Annotated in this window: 15 protein-coding genes; 6 read left to right on the top strand and 9 right to left on the bottom strand. The window is 67.6% G+C overall.

All coding sequences use genetic code 11. The features are described from left to right. Positions 1 to 13: 13 nt before the first annotated feature. The 3 genes from HZ321_RS13180 to HZ321_RS13170 form a co-directional block, all read right to left on the bottom strand. Entirely contained in the window at positions 14 to 1,303 is a 1,290-nt protein-coding gene (locus HZ321_RS13180; RefSeq protein ID WP_181702818.1) for a TadE/TadG family type IV pilus assembly protein, read from the bottom strand. Positions 1,304 to 1,454: 151 nt separating this feature from the next. Then, a complete protein-coding gene (locus HZ321_RS13175) occupies positions 1,455 to 2,507 on the bottom strand; it encodes an HpcH/HpaI aldolase/citrate lyase family protein (protein ID WP_181702817.1) in 1,053 nt (350 codons plus the stop codon). 100 nt (positions 2,508 to 2,607) lie between these two features. Further along, positions 2,608 to 3,513 carry a lysophospholipid acyltransferase family protein gene (locus HZ321_RS13170; protein ID WP_181702816.1) on the bottom strand — a complete coding sequence of 302 codons (906 nt, stop codon included), beginning with the start codon at positions 3,511 to 3,513 and terminating at the stop codon, positions 2,608 to 2,610. 250 nt (positions 3,514 to 3,763) lie between these two features. Between HZ321_RS13170 and HZ321_RS13165 the strand changes: the two genes are divergently transcribed. Next, entirely contained in the window at positions 3,764 to 4,714 is a 951-nt protein-coding gene (locus tag HZ321_RS13165) for an AEC family transporter (protein ID WP_181702815.1), read from the top strand. Between the two features lie 3 nt (positions 4,715 to 4,717). On the opposite strand, the gene HZ321_RS13160 is transcribed toward HZ321_RS13165, so the two are convergent. After that, positions 4,718 to 5,911, bottom strand: coding sequence for a UbiH/UbiF family hydroxylase (locus tag HZ321_RS13160; RefSeq protein ID WP_181702814.1), 1,194 nt, complete (start codon positions 5,909 to 5,911; stop codon positions 4,718 to 4,720). Between the two features lie 127 nt (positions 5,912 to 6,038). Here HZ321_RS13160 and HZ321_RS13155 point away from each other — a divergent pair, with 127 nt between their 5' ends. Together HZ321_RS13155 and HZ321_RS13150 are read left to right on the top strand one after the other, a co-directional pair. Continuing rightward, a complete protein-coding gene (locus HZ321_RS13155; protein ID WP_181702813.1) occupies positions 6,039 to 6,917 on the top strand; it encodes a DUF2182 domain-containing protein in 879 nt (292 codons plus the stop codon). A 148-nt stretch (positions 6,918 to 7,065) separates the two neighbouring features. After that, positions 7,066 to 7,788 carry a CDP-alcohol phosphatidyltransferase family protein gene (locus tag HZ321_RS13150; protein ID WP_206682781.1) on the top strand — a complete coding sequence of 241 codons (723 nt, stop codon included), beginning with the start codon at positions 7,066 to 7,068 and terminating at the stop codon, positions 7,786 to 7,788. Here HZ321_RS13150 and HZ321_RS13145 read toward each other — a convergent pair whose 3' ends face one another. The 5 genes from HZ321_RS13145 to HZ321_RS13125 all read right to left on the bottom strand — a co-directional run bounded on the left by HZ321_RS13145 (position 7,789) and on the right by HZ321_RS13125 (position 13,372). Continuing rightward, positions 7,789 to 9,492, bottom strand: a complete 1,704-nt coding sequence (locus HZ321_RS13145) for a SulP family inorganic anion transporter (RefSeq protein ID WP_181702812.1) — start codon at positions 9,490 to 9,492, stop codon at positions 7,789 to 7,791. A gap of 186 nt (positions 9,493 to 9,678) precedes the next feature. Next, positions 9,679 to 10,176, bottom strand: coding sequence for a hypothetical protein (locus HZ321_RS13140; protein WP_244635845.1), 498 nt, complete (start codon positions 10,174 to 10,176; stop codon positions 9,679 to 9,681). A 10-nt stretch (positions 10,177 to 10,186) separates the two neighbouring features. Then, positions 10,187 to 10,573, bottom strand: a complete 387-nt coding sequence (locus HZ321_RS13135) for a hypothetical protein (RefSeq protein ID WP_181702811.1) — start codon at positions 10,571 to 10,573, stop codon at positions 10,187 to 10,189. A gap of 64 nt (positions 10,574 to 10,637) precedes the next feature. Continuing rightward, a complete protein-coding gene (locus HZ321_RS13130; protein ID WP_244635868.1) occupies positions 10,638 to 11,210 on the bottom strand; it encodes a hypothetical protein in 573 nt (190 codons plus the stop codon). Positions 11,211 to 11,533: 323 nt separating this feature from the next. Then, entirely contained in the window at positions 11,534 to 13,372 is a 1,839-nt protein-coding gene (locus tag HZ321_RS13125; RefSeq protein WP_181702809.1) for a potassium/proton antiporter, read from the bottom strand. Between the two features lie 176 nt (positions 13,373 to 13,548). Between HZ321_RS13125 and HZ321_RS13120 the strand changes: the two genes are divergently transcribed. The 3 genes from HZ321_RS13120 (at position 13,549) to HZ321_RS13110 (ending at position 16,525) form a co-directional block, all read left to right on the top strand. Then, the gene (locus tag HZ321_RS13120; RefSeq protein ID WP_181702808.1) at positions 13,549 to 15,276 is read left to right on the top strand and encodes an ArnT family glycosyltransferase; all 1,728 of its coding nucleotides are present in this window, start codon (positions 13,549 to 13,551) and stop codon (positions 15,274 to 15,276) included. A 147-nt stretch (positions 15,277 to 15,423) separates the two neighbouring features. Continuing rightward, positions 15,424 to 16,185, top strand: a complete 762-nt coding sequence (locus HZ321_RS13115; protein ID WP_181702807.1) for a glycosyltransferase family 2 protein — start codon at positions 15,424 to 15,426, stop codon at positions 16,183 to 16,185. After that, complete coding sequence (locus HZ321_RS13110; RefSeq protein WP_181702806.1) at positions 16,178 to 16,525, top strand: lipid-A-disaccharide synthase N-terminal domain-containing protein; 348 nt, start codon at positions 16,178 to 16,180, stop codon at positions 16,523 to 16,525. Before HZ321_RS13115 ends, HZ321_RS13110 begins: the two co-directional genes overlap by 8 nt. The last annotated feature ends 3 nt before the right edge of the window (positions 16,526 to 16,528 follow it).

Genomic DNA, 16,528 nt, shown 5'->3' with positions numbered 1-16,528 from the left:
CCCCGACCGCCGGTCAGTTCATCAGGCGGACGGGCGTGTAGCCGCTGAGGTCTCCGGCAAGGCCCTCCAGAACCTTCGGAAGCTCCGGAGCCGGTACCTTCTTGTAGCGATCCGGCGATGAGGCACAGGCCTTCAGCAGGGCCTCGCTGCCGGCACCGTCGATGTTGATCGTGACGATAGTGATGTCGTCCGCCTTGATCTTGGTGCACAGGGTCAGCGCGTGGTCGTCGACGACGGACGGCGTCTGGTTGCTGAGAGTGGCGGTGTTCTCGCCGTCGGTGATGTAGAGCAGGATCCGCTTGAGGGACTTGTGATCCGGGCCCAGCGGAATGTTGCCGGACTCGGAGAACAGGGCATCCGGCGTCAGCATGTTCCAGCCCCAGACAAGGCCGACGGCGCCGTTGGTTCCGCTGTCGAAGTTGAAGGTTGCAACAGTCGACCGAACGGCTTCGAAGTCTGTTGTTACAGGAACGATGGTCGCGTTGGGGCAAGGTACCGCGGGATCGACGACATCGAAGACGACACGGTAGCGCGACGCGATGGAAGCGGAGACAGGTGCGATGGATGTTTCGAAGGGATAGGCTCTCTCGACGACGCACCGGGTCGGGAACATGTTTATCGAGGCGTTGAACAGGTTGGCCTGATGCGCCGCCAGCGACGGCGGGTCGGGAAAGTCGTTGCCGTAGTAGAAGCTGTCCATGTCCACGTAGGGCACGGTGACACCGCTCTGGAACGGGACGACGGCAACGCGCACCCGGTCTTCATCCGCCGCATTGATGCTGGAGAACTGATCGAGCGTGGCGTTCAGCGCATCGTGGAGAGCCGTCGATTTCCGGGCGGTCATCATCGTCGCGCCGGTGTTGATCACGAAGGCGATCTCCGCGGCGTAGTTGTCGTCGCGATACTGGGCCGTGGAGGATACGTTTATCGCAATCTCCGGCTGGCCGAAAAGGCGCATGAAGTCGGTCCGCACCACCGTCTTGGCGTGCACGGTGATGGTCCGCTCGCCGCTTTCAAGGTTCTCACCGACTTCGACGTCGAACTCCAGGTCGTCCGACACCGCCTCCTTGAGCATTTTCTTGACGGCGCCCTTGCCCTTGTCGCCCTTCGTCTTGCTATTCGCGTCGAAGCGCATCTTGGCGATGGTCAGAACGGCGGCATCGGTGGTCTTCTGGGCCTTGTCGCGCACGGAATAGGCGCTGGAGTAGTCCAGGAGGCTTCCGGTAGCCATGATCAGCACGGGCAGGGCAACGGCAAGCACGACCGCGGTGGAACCACGGCGGTCCTTGCTGAAGGTGTTCATGCGACCGGACATCACGGCACCCGATACGCCGCGCAGCAAGAATGCGGCGCGACCCTTAATGCCGTAACTCTACCGATCACCCTTGAATAAAGTTTTGTCGGGATACCCGAAAAACCAGTCGATTCCCCGATATGCCTGCAGAGATCGCCAATCAGCCGGAGATGCCGTATTCCGCGGCTTTCTCAGGGTCGCGCGCCGCGACCTGGCAGGCGAGGTCCCAGATGACCTTGGCCTGCTTCCAGGTGGCGTCGTCCTGCATCTTGCCGTCGATCATCACCGCACCGGTGCCGTCCGGCATGGCGTCCAGGATCCGCTTGGCGAAAGCCACTTCGCGTGCGTCCGGCGAGAAGACGCGCTTGGCGATGTCGATCTGGGTCGGATGCAGCGACCAGGCCCCGACGCAACCCATCAGGAAGGCGTTGCGGAACTGGGCCTCACAGGCGGCCCCGTCGGAGAAATCCCCGAAGGGTCCGTAGAAGGGCTTGATGCCGGCGGCCAGGCAGGCGTCGACCATCTTGGCCACGGTGTAGTGCCAGAGATCCTGCTGGAAGGCGGTGCGCGGGGCGTCGCCTGCGGCGTCGGCCAGCACGGCATAGTCCGGGTGGCCGCCGCCGACGCGGGTGGTCTTCATGCCGCGGGAGGCGGCCAGATCGGCCGGGCCGAGGCTCATGCCGTGCATGCGCGGGGAGGCGGTCGCGATCGCCTCCACGTTCTTCACGCCTTCGGCGGTCTCCAGGATGGCGTGGATGAGGATCGGCTTGCGGACGCCGTGCCGGGCTTCCAGCTGGGCGAGCAGCTGGTCGAGGTAGTGGATGTCCCATGGACCCTCGACCTTCGGAAGCATAACCACGTCGAGCTTGTCGCCGATCTCGCCCACCAGGGTGAAGAGATCGTCCAGCACCCAGGGGCTGTTCAGGCAATTGATGCGGGTCCAGAGCCCGGTGTCGCCGAAATCGGTGGCTTTGGCCATCTCCACGAAGCCGGCGCGGGCCGCCTCCTTGGCGTCGGCCGGGATGGCGTCCTCCAGGTTTCCGAGCACCACGTCCACCTGCCGGACAAGCTCGGGGACCTTGGCGCGGACCTTCTCGATGTGGGGCGGAACGAAATGGATCATGCGTTCCACCTTGACCGGAATCTCCCGAAAGGGTTCCGGGGCTCCGATGGCGAGCGGCTTCCAGAACGCGCGGGGGGTCTTGACGGTCATGACGATCCTCCAGGTGGTAGCGCGAGCCGTAGCCGATCCTTGGAAGGCGCATCAATTCGCCATCTGGCGCACGGCGCAAAGGTCGCAGGCCTGCCGCCTCTCAGATGCCCTTGCGGTGGGCCCACATCCACTGGCGCGGCTCGGAGCGGATCCAGGCCTCGTATTGCCGATGCAGCGCGTGGGTGGCCGCGACGATGTCGGCGTCCACGTCGTCGGTGAACGGCACCTCGATCTCCACGGCCTCGACCCGGAAACGCACGCCCTCGGCCCGGATCACGCGACCGGCGATGAGGGGAAGCTTCAGGCGACGGGCGAGCACGGCGGGGTAGGTGGTGACCGGGGCGGGCGCGCCGAAGAAGTCGACGTGGATCCCGCCGGGATCGCGCAGGTCGGCGAGCATGCCGATCGCGGCGCCCTGCCGGGCGATGGTGCGCAGGCGCAGTGCCGAACTGCGCTCTCGGCCGAACAAGCCGGCGTTGTAGACGCCGCGCCGGCGCGACAGCACGAAGGCTTCCGTTAGCGGGTTCTTCAGCGGGCGGTAGACACCCGCGACGTTCCAGCCCGCCGCCCGGATACCAAATCCAGCCAATTCCCAGTTGCCCTGATGGAGCGATGCAAAGACCGCTCCTTCGTGAGATTTCGCCATGAGGTGCCGGATCGGTTCCAGGCTCAGGGTAAAGCGGCTGCGGTCGGCGGCGATCTCCTCGATGCGGAGCGCTTCGGCCGCCGTGCGACCGAGGTTCTCCCAGCTGTCGAGCAGGATCGAACGCCGCTCTTTGGCCGAGAGGTGCGGCATGGCCAGCGTCAGGTTGGCCTCGGCCCGCGGGTGACGATGAAGGTGAGGCGCCACCGTCCGCCAGATCCAACCCATCAGCGCGGACGCCCGGTCCACAGACATCCGGCCGAGCAGCCAATCGACGGACCGCAACGCCCAGTACTCGAACCGGAAGGACGCCTTGATCGGGCCGGATAGCCGTTCGTCGTCGCCGGGTTGCTCAACCGTCATGTCGCATCGGATTCCTGGAGCGCGTGGTTGCGCGACTCATATCGCCGTTCGAGCCGGGCTCAAGGGAAATCGGCGAAGCGGCCGATCGCCGTGGGGTTCCGGAGCCATGTGCGCCCCGCAAGGCGGATCTGCGCGGCCTGCCGTCTGTCGCCGGGGTCGCAAGCCTGTCATAACTCGATGCGGACCTTCCGGATTCCGGTTCGGGCCGCTTCCGTTTGCCTGCCCACAGCCCGTCGGACTTCACAGCCCCATGCTCCAGGTCGTCACGCTCGCGTTGCCGTTCTTCGGCGTGATCCTCATCGGCTACGTCTCCGGCAAGATCGCCCAGATCCCGCGGTCAGGACTGGCCTGGCTCGATTTCTATCTTCTCTACGTGGCGCTGCCGGCGCTGTTCTTCGACCTGATCTCCAAGACGCCAATCGAGGAACTGGCGCGCGGCAGCTTCATCCTGGCGACCACGGCGGCCACCTTCACCGCCTTCGTGATCTCCTATGCGGTCGGGCAGTTCTTCGGGGAGAAGGATACCCGCATCGGAACCATCCGGGCGCTGGTGGGCTCCTATGCGAACGTCGGCTACATGGGAATCGGACTGACGCTCGCGGCGCTCGGTCCGACGGCCTCGGCGCCGGTGGCGCTGGTGTTCTGCTTCGACGTGGCACTCGTCTTCACCGTTGTGCCGGTCATAATGACGCTCTCCGGAAAGGACAAGCGCGGGATCGGCGGCACGCTGCTGCTGGTGGTGCGCCGCGTGTTCCTCCACCCGTTCATCCTGGCCACCCTGATCGGGGCCGCCGCGGCCGCGGTCCAACTTGAGACGCCGGCGCCGATCGCCGCGACCCTGCAGTTCCTGAAGAACTCCGCCGCCCCGGCGGCGCTGTTCGCGATCGGCGTGACGGTGGCGCTGCAGCCCGTGGGCCGCGGCGCGCCGGAGATCCCCTGGCTGCTGGCGGTGAAGCTGGTGGTCCATCCGCTGATCGCGTGGCTCTTCGTCACCACCATCGGCGGGTTCGAGCCGGTCTGGGTACAGGCCGCCATCATCATGGCCGCACTGCCGCCAGCGACGACGATCTTCGTCGCCGCGCAGCAATACGACACCTACGTGAACCGCGCCGCCACGGCGATCCTGATCGGCACCGCCGTGTCCGTCTTCACAGTCACCGGCGTGCTCTACCTCGTCACACACGACATGGTGCCGATGTAGCCGTCACGCGCTCTCGAAAAGCTGCGGGCGGAGGCCCTCCTTCATCAGGAAGCGGCGGATCGGGTTGATGTCGCGGGCAAGCTGCAGGACCAGCGCGCGTCCCAACTGGACCGGCAGAAAGTCGGTGAGAAGCGAGCGATTGAGAAGATCTACGCCGATCGTCCGGGTGGTGACGTCGGCGCGGCGGGCCGAGGCGTAGCGGTCCACAACAGCCACCCCGCCGAGATCCTCGTTCAGGCCGCGGGCGCGGCGGACGATCGCGGCCAGCGCGACGACGTCGCGGACGCCTAGGTTGAGGCCCTGGGCGGTGATCGGCGGGAAGGCGTGGCCGGTCTCGCCGACGAGAACCGTCCGGTTGCGGCCGAGCGTCTCAGCCTTGAGGCTGGACATCGGCCAGGTCTGGCGCGGGCTGGCGACCTTGAACCGGCCGAGCAGCGACCGGGCGCGCCGTTCCAGCTCGAGGGCGAGCGCGTCGTCCTCCATGGCGGCGAGGCGCTCGGCCACGGCGGGCTTCTCGATGCAGACGAGGCTCGACTGGCGCTCCTTGAGCGGCACCAGCGTGAAGGGGCCCGTCTCGGTGTGGAACTCGGTAGAGGCGTCGTAGTGCGGCGCGGTGTGGTCGAGGTTGAGGACGAGCGCGGTCTGCGGGTAGGACCAGGTCCGGACCGGGATGCCGGCGGCCTCGCGGACCTTGGATCCGCGCCCGTCGGCGGCCACCGCGAGCCGAGCCGTCACACGCCGTCCGGAGACGGTGGTGACAGTGACGCGGCCTTCGGAAATGGAGGTGGAGGCTGCGGCCTCGGTGATGCGCAGGATCCGGTCCGATCGCGCCGCGACGACATCGCCCAGGGCGGCGGTCAGGTCATGGTTGGCGATGTTCCAGCCGAAGGCCTCCAGGCCGAGTTCGGAGGCGTGGAAGGCGATCTCCGGTGCGCGGATCAGGCGCCGCGTGGCGTCCACGAGGCGCATCGTCTTGAGGGGCGCCGCCTTGGGCGCAGCTGTCGCCCAGGCGCCGAAGGCGTCCATGGCCTCCACCGAGTTCGAGAAAAGTGCCGTCGTGCGGTAATCGACCGGTGGGGCCGGCGGGGCCACCAGCGCCACGGATGCTCCCGCGTCGGCCAGGGCGAGGGCCGCGATGAGGCCGGCGGGACCGGCGCCGACCACCACGATTTCCGCGTCATGCGTCGTTTCGGACATCGTCGGCTCCTCGGCTGCCATTGCGTTGCCAACGTTCTGGCGCGGCGGTGCCCCGCCGGCAAGGGGCTGCGGCGTCAGCGTTGAAACGGATTGCCTCGCGCGGCCGGTGGGTGCATCTCAACCGGTCATGACGGATCCTTCTGTGTCCTTCCCGGATCCGGCCGGCAGCCGGGTCGGAACTCGCAACGCGCTGGTCGAAGCGCTCGGCCGGAACTGGCGGTCCGCAACCATCCTCGCGGTCGCGGTGCTGGCGGCGATCGGCTGGGGCTACCTGATCCTCGCGGTTGCTGGCGGTGGCCGGGCGATCGACGCCGGCTTCGGCATGCGGGCGCTCGCGCCGCTCATCGATGCGATCGCGATGCGGTTCCCGGCGCTGGCGATCGGCGAGCACGGCGCGCTGATGCCCGCTCCCGTTGCCTGGGGCGTCTGGGACGTCGCCTTGGTCTTCGCCATGTGGGCTGCGATGGTCTTCGCCATGATGCTGCCGACCGCTGCACCGACATTTCTCGCCTATTCGCGGGCGGTCCGGGGCGGGGCGGTCTGGGTGATGGCGGGCTATACAGCGGTCTGGCTCGGGATTGCGGTGCTCGCCACCGCGGTGCAGGCGGGGATGACCGCGGCCGGCGCTCTCAGCCCACACATGGCGCCGGCGGGAATTGCCCTTTCGGCTTCCATCCTGGTGGCGGCCGGCATCTACCAGTTCACGCCGCTGAAAGCCGCATGCCTCGTCCGCTGCCGGAACCCGCATGCGGCCGACACCGTTGACGAGGGTCCGTTCACGGCGCTCAGAATCGGGGTCGAGGAGGGGCTCGCCTGCCTCGGATGCTGCTGGGCGTTGATGGCGGTGATGTTCGCGGCGGGGCTGATGAATCTGGTGGCGATGGCGTTTTTCGGCGCTTTGATGGGGTGGGAGAAGCTGGCGAGCGGCTTTTTCCTGACACGGATCATCGGCGTATTGCTGCTTGTTGCAGGCCTCGCCTTGGCGACAGGACCCTTTATCGGCTAATCTATAGAGCTACTGATAAACACGGCGCAGACGGGAGACGGCGGTTGGAACAGGTCAGTCTTCTCAACCCTTCGGTCGCGCCCGTTCCTGAATTGCCGTGGGGAGGTTCGTTTCGGCCCCCGGCCAGCATGTCGATCGGAGTGTGTTCGTGGCGAACCTGACGCTCGTGTCAAAACACCAGAACGCCCTGATCGCCCTTGCCGTGCATGCCTTCACGGCGTCCGGCATCGTGCTGGCGATGCTCGCGGCCTTCGCAGCCTACCGGCTCGACTGGACCGAATTCTTCGCGTGGCTCGGCATCGCGCTGATCGTCGACGGGGTCGACGGTCCGATCGCGCGCAAGTTCGAGGTGGAGCGGCGATTGCCGACCTTCTCGGGCGCCGCGCTCGACACGGTGGTCGACTACGTCACCTACGTCTTCCTGCCGGCCTTCGCGATCGCCTTCGGCGGCTTCGTGACATCGACGCCCGTCGCGCTCGCGATCGCCGGGGCCATCGTGTTCACCTCCGCGATGTACTACGCGGACACCCGCATGAAGATGAAGAACAACGCCTTTCGCGGTTTTCCGGTGGTCTGGAACGCGGTGGCCTTCGTGCTGTTCGTATTCCGGCCCGACGACTGGATGGTGATCGGCATCACCCTGGCGCTCTCCGTCCTCACGTTCATGCCGGTGGCCTTCGTGCACCCGGTCCGGGTCGAGAAGTGGCGTCCGCTTACGCTCGCCGTCACGGCGGGCTGGTTCGTCTGCGCCGGCGTGGCTCTTGCCTCCGGCCTCAACCCTCCGCCGGGCTTCGAGATCGGGCTGCTCCTGACGAGCCTCTACCTCTCCACGGTCGGCGCCGTCCAGCAAGCGCTCGACGCTCTCGATTGATCAGGCGCGACCGCGTTCGGCGGCCAGCGCCGTCTCCAGCTTGTCCACGAGGCTGATCGTCGGTTCGGCGATGCCGATGCGGATCAAGTCGGCGCGCACGTGCGGACGTGCGCCCGCCAGCACCAGCTGCGTGCCTTGACCGCGGGCCTTGCCGACGAAGCTGTGCAACGAGGCACCAGCGGTCGAATCGATGAACGGAACGGCCGCGAGGTCGAGAATAAGTACACGCGGCGGCTTGCCGATCCGCTCCAGGATGGACGTCACCCGCTGCGTGGCACCGAAGAAGAACGGACCGCTGATCCGATAGACCACGACGTCGGAGGGGATGCCCGCATTCGGATCCTTCGCCCTGTGCTCGTCCGCCTGGTCGTCCTCGATCAGCTTGTCGTGGGTTTCGATCTCCACCGCCTCCGCCATGCGATGCATGAAGAGGATCGCGGCCGTCACCACGCCGAACTCGATGCCCACCGTCAGATCCACGGCGACGGTCAGCACGAATGTGCCGACGAGCACGAAGCGGTCGCCGATCGAGGCGGTGGTCAGGATGTGGCGGATGTGGTGCAGCTCGGAAATGTTCCAGGCCACGATCAGCAGGATCGCCGAGAGCGCGGCCAGCGGCACGTAGCCAAGCAGCGGGGCGGCCACCGCCATGAACAGCAAGAGGAACACGGCGTGCAGCATGCCGGCGACCGGCGTGCGCCCGCCGGAGCGGATGTTGGTGGCCGTGCGGGCGATGGCGCCGGTCGCCGAAATGCCGCCGAACAGCGCTGAGGCGATGTTGGCGATGCCTTGCGCGACCAGTTCGCAGTTGGACCGGTGGCGCCGTCCAGTCATGACGTCGGCCACCACCGCAGACAGCAGGCTTTCGATGCCGGCGAGAAGCGCGATGGTAAGCGCATCCGGCGTCACGGCCCGGATCAGGTCCCAGTCGAGCGGCGGAAGCGACGGGGCGGGGAGGGTGGACGGAACACCGCCGAAGCGGGAGCCGATGGTAGCCGCGTCGAGACCGAGCGCCCAGACCGCTACCGACGCGCCGGCGACGGCAATCAGGAATCCCGGCCAGGACGGGCGCCAACGGCGAAGCCCGAGGATGACGACCAAGGCCACAATGGTGACCGCCACCGTCGAGGGTCGCGTCTCGCCGATGTGGTCAGCGATGGTCCGCATCTTCTCCAGAAAGTCGCCGGGCATGGCGGCGTCCAGCCCCAGCGCTTCCTTGACCTGGCTTGCGGCGATCGAAACGGCGATGCCAGCCGTGAAGCCCGTCACCACAGGGTACGGGATGTACTTGATGTAGGTGCCGAGCCGCAGGAAACCCACGACGACCAGGATTGCTCCAGCCATCAGGGTGGCTACGACCAGCCCTTCGAGGCCATGGCGCTCGATCACCCCGAAGACGACCACGATGAAGGCCGCGGTCGGCCCGCCGATCTGGTATCGGCTTCCGCCGAGCGCGGAGATCAGGAAGCCGCCGACGATCGCCGTGAACAGGCCGCGGTCCGGTGTCGTACCGGAGGCGATGGCGATGGCCATGGCGAGCGGCAGTGCCACGATTGCCACCGTCAGGCCGGCGACTGCGTCGGCACGGAGGGTCTCAAGCGAGTAGCCCTCGCGCAGAGTCGTCACGAGCTTCGGGGTGAAGAGTTGAGCGAAGTCCGGCCCGGCAGAGGGCGGCGGCGTGGTCGGGCGCAGTGGCGCGGTCATCGGGGGACCTTGAGGTGGCGGTGGCTGCCGTCTTGATGCGGCGATGCTGGTCCCACCGTAGCCGACCGCGACGGGCCACCGACAGTCCGAAAACCTGCAGAAATCAGGCTTCAGGCATCCGGTCGATCACCTATACTCCAGGGGAAGGCCTGCCGGCCCGCCCCTTGGAGCACCCCAACCGTCTCTTCAGCATGCCGTCGTCGCGGGATCGCAGGTCGCGCCGGTCGCCTCGCCGGATGTCGGCACCTCCGAGTCGACGCCTGTCGTGCTCTTCACCGGTTTCTCGCCGGGGACGTGCGACATCGACTTGGTGCGGCTTGCCAGGTCCTCGCCCTGGCGGATCTTGGTCTGGGTCTTCGACTTGCTCCAGGTCCCGCCGTCCTTGGCCATGGCCTGCGACTTGGCGTTCAGGGAGTTGTCGTTGGCGTTCACCTTCGAACGGCTGTTCGCCGATCCGTCCGCTGCCGCTGCCGATCCGCCGGTTCCGACGGTGGCGTTGGTGCCTTCGCCGGTATCGCAGGCCGCGCCGGTTCCGAGCGTGGTGGCGGACGTGCCGCCGGCCGATGCGCTGCCGCCGGAGCCGATCGAGGCGGCGCCGTCGCAGGCGGGCTGGTCCTCAGCCCAAGCGGCGTCCGTCAGGAGCAGACCCGTGGCCAGCGCGGTTGCAAACAGAAGGGTCTTCATATCCGTCTTCTCACTCCTGGTGGGTGATCACGCAATCGTCGCCCGAACCGGCCGCAGCGCTCGTCCCGTCGCTGGACGCGGCGACCGAGGCGCTGGTTCCGCTGCCGCCGTGCGAACGGACCGTGACGCCGCTGCCTGACCTGGTGACCGACGAACTGCTGCCGCCGCCGATCGTGGTACTGGCCGAACCGGACCCGCCGCCCATGGTGACGCTGCTGGTCACGCTGCCGGTGGTCCCGGCCGGGCCGGTGGTGGTCGCGGCCCTGTCGCCTCGCTCGATGACGACGCAGGGCTTGCGCTTGGGGAGCGGCTCCTCCGTGGCGGCGACCTGCGAGTAGGACAGGACGGACACGGCGAAATAGCTTCCCGTCAGGAAGAGCGTGTAGAGGGGGCGCATGACGTCTCCTTCGGGAGCCCGGCGCCGACCTTTGCGGCCGGCGCCGGCTCCTCAGACAGCCGGTTTAGTTGCTGCACTTGCCGCCGTTTTTCTTGGCCTGGCCAGGAGGACAGTCGCGGTTCGACGTATCGTCCTGGGCGGCCGACGAAGCGCCGGTCCCGACGGTCGAGCCGGTCGCGCCGCTGCCGGCCGACGAGCCACCGGTGCCGAGCGTCGTGGCCGAACCGCCGTCGCCGGTGCCCGCGGCCGACCCGCCGGTGCCGATCGTCGAGCCGGTCGCGCCGCCACCTGCGGACGAGCCGCCGGTGCCGAGCGTCGTGGCCGATCCGCCGTCGCCGCTACCTGCGGCCGACCCGCCCACGCCGATCGTAGAACTCGTGGAGCCGCCGCCGGCCGAGGAGCCGCCTGTGCCGAGCGTGGTGGCGCTGCCGCCATCCGCAGAGCCGGCCGAGGAGCCGCCCGTGCCGATGGTGGAGGAGGAGCCGGTGCCCGCGCAGTCGGTGCTGCCCGCAGGGCAGTCGGTCGTTCCCGCCGTGGATCCGCCGGTGCCGACGGTCGTGCTGGACTGGGCGTGGGAGATGCCGGCCGTTCCGGCCAGAAGAGCCGCTGCAAGGGCCATCGATTTCATCCGCATCATGTTCATGCTTTCCTCCGGTGTTTACCTCTGGAGTATCCGGATAGACGTATTTCCGATCTCGATTGATGCGAAACCCGTCTTGCCTTCCGGTGAGCATGAAACGGCGCTATGTTGCTGTCGGTTCCACTAGAATGATATTCAGGGTTATTCGTCGTTCACGCTTACGTTTCGCGTTATCGATTTAAAAAAAGAAAGGGCAGCGGGTTCTTGCTTGCAACTGCAAGAAGATCGCTGCCCTAAGTCTGGTCCTGTCAATGAAGCCGATCGGCGACCGATCGACGAGCCCGCGAAGGCCTGTAGGTAGAACGGATCGCGGGCGGGATTTATTCCGCGTCGCGTTTCGAGGTCGGCGCGCCGCCGAAGCGCGCGGCAAGCGCGTCGATGTAGGTGCCGAGCCGCCCGACCGTGACGGGTGGGCGGTTCGGGCCGAGATCGATCACCTCGTCGATGCGAAGGCCGGCCCGCACCACCTCGCCCTCCTCGACGGTGCGTGCGACGATGGCCGCCCAGGGACCGAGATCGATGCGGCTGCCGGCGCGCAACTTGCCGCCGTGGCGAAGGCGGAAAGCCTGCGCGACGGTGGTGTCCTTCAGCGGATCAGGAACCTCCAGGCCGTAGAAGGCGGCGACTTCGCCGATCGGGGCATCCGCTGCAATCGGGAATTCACCGAAGACGAGCTGTCGCGCCGCGTTGACCGCATCGGGCGGCAGCGGGGCGAACAGGCGGTCCAGGCGGGTGACCCGGTCGTTGGAAACGAGAAAATAGGCGTAGTCGCCGGTTCTCAGCGCGCCGACTTCGGTGGCATTGCGCACCTCTCCCTCGCGCACGACAAGCACAGGCCTGAGCCAACCGGGCACGGCCGAGGGTCGAAGGGTGATGAAGCTGTCGGCTACGATGGGATAGCCGACGAGTTCCTTCTCGCTCTGGCCGGGCAGGTCGATCTCGATGCGGTTGGTTGCCGCCGCGGGTCGGCGCAGCGCCATGCCGAGGCCGCGGGCGACGGGCGCGATGGTCCAGCCCTGGACGACGAGCGACACCATCACCACGAAGAAGGCGACGTTGAAGTAGACCTCCGCGCCGTCCACGCCCGCAAGCGTGGGGATCGCGGCCAGGAAGATCGACACCGCGCCGCGCAGACCCACCCAGGAGACGAAGGTAATCTCGCGGGCGGAGAAGCCGAAGGGGCGCAGGCAGAGGTAGACCGCCGCCGGACGCCCCACCACGATCAGGAAGGTGGCGATGATCAGGCCCGGGACGACGTAGTCGACCAGCGTCGTCGGGGTCACGAGCAGGCCGAGGACCAGGAACATGACGATCTGGCAGAGCCAGGTCGCGGTGTCGTGGAAGGCCACGATCGAAGGAAAAGCCCGGACAGGCCGGTTTCCGACCACCAGCCCGGCGATGTAGACCGCCAGGAAGCCGGATCCGTCGAGCAGTGCGGTGATGCCGAACACCGCAATGGCGACGGCGATGACCATCAGCGGATGAAGGCCGTTGAGCAGGTTCAGCCGGTTGAGGAGCGTCACCGACAGGAAGCCGGCGGCAAGTCCCAGCGCGGCGCCCAACACGGCCTGCCGCAGCAGCGTTGCGGCGATCTCCAGGGCGGAGTGGTCGCCGGCGGCGACGGCGAATTGGGTGATCACCAGCGTCAGGAACACGGCGATCGGGTCGTTGGAGCCAGATTCGATCTCCAGCATCGGACCGATGGGGTGACGCAATTGCAGGCCGCCGGTCTTCATCAGGAAAAACACCGCGGCGGCGTCGGTGGAGGCGACGATCGCGCCCAGAAGCAGGCCTTCGGTCCAACTGCGGGAAAAGGCGAGCACGGTGAAGGCGCCGACGATGGTTGCCGTCAGCGCCACGCCGACTGTCGCCAGCGTCAGCGCCGGCGCGAGGGCGTCACGCACCACGGACAGACGCGTCCGCAGGCCGCCGTCGAACAGGATGATGGCGAGCGCGCAGGAGCCGATCAGATAGGTCGCCTGGTAATTGTCGAAGACGATCCCGCCCGGCCCGTCCTCGCCGGCCAGCATGCCGATGATCAAGAAGACGAGCAGCAACGGGGTTCCGAAGCGGGAAGCGACCAGCGAGGAGAGAATGCCGCCGAGCACGAGCATGGCGCCGAAGGCCAGGCCGAAGTTCGCACTCGCAATCTCTTCCATCCGGTTGGGCCCTCTCCATCCAGAAAACACGATTTGGGGGAACTGTTTCGGCTCTGCCGATGCCAGAGCTTCTCCAATAGAACCCGATTCTGTAAGGAAGGTGGCCGGCAAGGCCCGAGATGGCGGAAAATCGCTTTTCGGGATCTTTTTTAGGCCGGTGGCGGATCCGGGACACGATGAGCACTCTCCAAAGCGAAACGGCACCCGAGGCGAGTGCGGCACCGGCTCCGGCGTCGGCACCGACCGCCCCAAGGCGTCCGTCCGCGACGCGGATCGCGCGAATCGTAATCGATCTCGCCGTGCTTGCCGTTGTCGCGCTTCTGGTTCTCGCGCCGGGACTTGACCGGCTGCCGCTGACGGACCGGGACGAGGCCCGCTTCGTCCAGGCGACCCGGCAGATGGTGGAGACCGGCGACTGGCTCGACATCCGCCTGCAGGAGGAGCCGCGCTACAAGAAGCCGATCGGCATCTACTGGCTCCAGGGGCTGGCCGTCACGGCGAGCGGGCAGGGCGCGGACGCGCCGCTCACGGTCTACCGAATCCCGTCGCTGGTCGCGGCTGTCGTCGCCGTGCTCCTAGCCTACGGCATCGGCGTGGTCCTCGGCGGCCCGACCGTCGGACTGGTGGGTGCGCTCCTCTTCTCCGCGACGATCCTCCTCGGCGTGGAAGCCCGGTTGGCAAAGACCGACGCCGTGCTGCTGGCAACCGTCCTCGCGGCCCAGTTGGCGCTCGCGTCGGCGTGGATGGATGGGGCGCGGGCGCGAAAGCTCTGGCGGTCGCTGGTGTTCTTCGGGGCGGTAGGCCTCGGCGTGCTGGTGAAGGGGCCGGTGATCCTGCTCGTCTGCGGAACGACGCTGGCGCTGCTGATGATCCTGGAACGGTCCGTATCCGTGCTGCTGGCGCTGCGGCCGCTTGTCGGCCTGCCGGTGATGCTCGCGCTGGTGCTGCCGTGGTTCGTCGCGATCGGGATCGTTTCGGAGGGGGCCTTCTTCCGCGAGGCGATCGGCACCGACTTCCTTGGCAAGATCGCCGCCGGGCAGGAGAGCCACGGGGCGCCGCCGGGCATGTATCTCCTGGTATCCATCGTCACCTTCTGGCCCGCGGTCGCCTTCATCCCCGCCGGTATTGCCTGGTTGATCGGTGCGCGCGCCACCCCGGCCGGTCGCTTCCTGATCGCCTGGGCGCTGCCGAGCTGGGTGCTGTTCGAACTCGCGCCCACCAAGCTTCCACACTACGTGCTGCCGCTGCTGCCGGCGCTCGCTATCGCCGCAGGGTTCGCCGTGTCGGTCGGGGCTGTGGCGGCCAGGGGCTGGTGGCGGCGCGCGTCCTTCGCTTGGCTGGCGGTCGCCGGCGTGCTGCTGGCCGTCGCGCTGCCGGGCGCCTTCGTGTTCTACGAGGGGCGCGCCGATCCGGTCGGCCTCGCCGGTGCGGTGATCGCCGGTGCCGCCTCGATCGTCGCGTGGCGGCTGGCGGCGAGCGGCCGGATCAAGCTCGCGATCCCGGCGACCGTGATCGCCGGCGGACTGATGGCGGCGCTGGCGCACGTGATCGTGCTGCCGGCGGCGGGCAGCATCTGGCTTTCCGACCGGGCGGCGGAGGCGCTCGCACGGCTTCCCACCTGCGCCGATCCGGTACGGATCTCGATCGGCTACGGCGAGCCCAGCCTCGTGTTCCGCATCGGTACGGACCTGCGCCTCCTGTCACCGGAGGAGGGTGCGGCGGTGTTCGCCGCGTCGCCCTGCGCGGTCGCGATCGTCGACAGCCGCGTGGAGGGCGCCTTCCTTGTCGCAGCCGCCGCCAACGCCGTCCGCCCCGTTCCGGCGGCCGACGTCACCGGCCGCAACTTGAACGGCATGCGCGAGCGGACGCTCCGTTTCTATATCCACGACGCGGCCGCACCGTGAGCTTCAGCGGTGTCGCCGGTCTGCATCGCTGCGCGAAATCGGCGCTGATCCGGGCTTTGCCGCTTGCATCGGCGGCAACGCTGGACGATACCGCTCGCCTGCGAACCCGCGGCTGACGCCGCCGGCCCGCGCCACCCGGACCCCGCCATGCCCGCCATTCTTTCCACAGCCTTCGAAGACGATCTCGTCTCGGTCGTGATCCCGGCCAAGGACGAGAAGGACAACCTCGCCATTCTGATCCGGGAGATCCACGCGGCGCTTGCCGACCGCCGGCACGAGGTGGTCGTGGTCGACGACGGGTCCACCGACGGCACAGGCGAACTGCTCGCGGCGATGATGGCGGACGGCAAGCCGGTGCGGCATGTGCGCCACGAGCGGCCCTGCGGCCAGAGCGCGGCCGTGCGGTCGGGCGTGCTGAAGGCGCGCGGTGCGGTGGTTTGCACCATCGACGGCGACGGGCAGAACAACCCTGCCTACATCCCCGCGCTCGTCGATGCGCTGCTGAAGGCGGGACCGACCGTCGCCATCGCCGCCGGCCAGCGCCTGAAGCGGACGGACGGGTTCTGGAAGAAGTACGCCTCGCGGTTCGCCAACAGCCTGCGCGGGGCGATCCTGCAGGACGGGACGCGCGATTCCGGCTGCGGGCTGAAGGCCGTCCGGCGGGAGGTGTTCCTGATGCTTCCCTACTTCGACGGCTGGCACCGCTTCCTGCCTGCTCTGGTGATCCGCGAGGGCTATGGCGTCACCCACGTCGACGTGGTCGACCGCTCGCGGATGCACGGCAAGTCAAACTACGGCATCTTCGACCGCGGGCTGCGCGGCGCCCTCGACCTGTTCGGAGTGTGGTGGCTGCGCAAACGCCGCCGGAAGATCCCGATGATCTCTGAAGTCGGGGGGCCTCATGGCTGATCTCTTCGCGTCATTCGGAACCTGGCTGCACGACGTGTTCGTCAAGCAGCTCGATTTCTGGGTGATCCTGGGCTTCGTCGCCCAGTTCTTCTTCATGATGCGGTTCATCGTCCAGTGGTTGGCCAGCGAGAAGGCCAAGCGGTCGGTGGTGCCGGTCGCCTTCTGGTTCTTCTCGCTCGGCGGCGGGCTGCTGCTGCTGATCTATGCGATCCAGCGGCAGGATCCGGTGTTCATCGCCGGGCAGGCGCTCGGGCTGATCATCTATCTGCGGAACCTGTCGCTGATCCGCACGGAAAAGCGCGCGTCCATGCTGCCGGGCGGCGAGGCGGACAAGAGCTGAGAC

Origin of the sequence: Chthonobacter albigriseus (genome assembly GCF_013839445.1) — a bacterium.
GTDB classification, from domain to species: domain Bacteria; phylum Pseudomonadota; class Alphaproteobacteria; order Rhizobiales; family Pleomorphomonadaceae; genus Chthonobacter; species Chthonobacter albigriseus.
The sequence above is the reverse complement of the archived record's forward strand: the minus strand, read 5'-3'. Positions and strand labels throughout refer to the sequence as shown.

Coding starts and splice junctions, on each gene's coding strand:
- HZ321_RS13175 (WP_181702817.1), bottom strand. CDS start 2,507: ATGACCGTCAAGACCCCCCGCGCGTTCTGGAAGCCGCTCGCCATCGGA.
- HZ321_RS13140 (WP_244635845.1), bottom strand. CDS start 10,176: ATGAAGACCCTTCTGTTTGCAACCGCGCTGGCCACGGGTCTGCTCCTG.
- HZ321_RS13120 (WP_181702808.1), top strand. CDS start 13,549: ATGAGCACTCTCCAAAGCGAAACGGCACCCGAGGCGAGTGCGGCACCG.
- HZ321_RS13165 (WP_181702815.1), top strand. CDS start 3,764: ATGCTCCAGGTCGTCACGCTCGCGTTGCCGTTCTTCGGCGTGATCCTC.
- HZ321_RS13115 (WP_181702807.1), top strand. CDS start 15,424: ATGCCCGCCATTCTTTCCACAGCCTTCGAAGACGATCTCGTCTCGGTC.
- HZ321_RS13110 (WP_181702806.1), top strand. CDS start 16,178: ATGGCTGATCTCTTCGCGTCATTCGGAACCTGGCTGCACGACGTGTTC.
- HZ321_RS13130 (WP_244635868.1), bottom strand. CDS start 11,210: ATGATGCGGATGAAATCGATGGCCCTTGCAGCGGCTCTTCTGGCCGGA.
- HZ321_RS13170 (WP_181702816.1), bottom strand. CDS start 3,513: ATGACGGTTGAGCAACCCGGCGACGACGAACGGCTATCCGGCCCGATC.
- HZ321_RS13155 (WP_181702813.1), top strand. CDS start 6,039: ATGACGGATCCTTCTGTGTCCTTCCCGGATCCGGCCGGCAGCCGGGTC.
- HZ321_RS13135 (WP_181702811.1), bottom strand. CDS start 10,573: ATGCGCCCCCTCTACACGCTCTTCCTGACGGGAAGCTATTTCGCCGTG.
- HZ321_RS13125 (WP_181702809.1), bottom strand. CDS start 13,372: ATGGAAGAGATTGCGAGTGCGAACTTCGGCCTGGCCTTCGGCGCCATG.
- HZ321_RS13160 (WP_181702814.1), bottom strand. CDS start 5,911: ATGTCCGAAACGACGCATGACGCGGAAATCGTGGTGGTCGGCGCCGGT.
- HZ321_RS13180 (WP_181702818.1), bottom strand. CDS start 1,303: ATGAACACCTTCAGCAAGGACCGCCGTGGTTCCACCGCGGTCGTGCTT.
- HZ321_RS13145 (WP_181702812.1), bottom strand. CDS start 9,492: ATGACCGCGCCACTGCGCCCGACCACGCCGCCGCCCTCTGCCGGGCCG.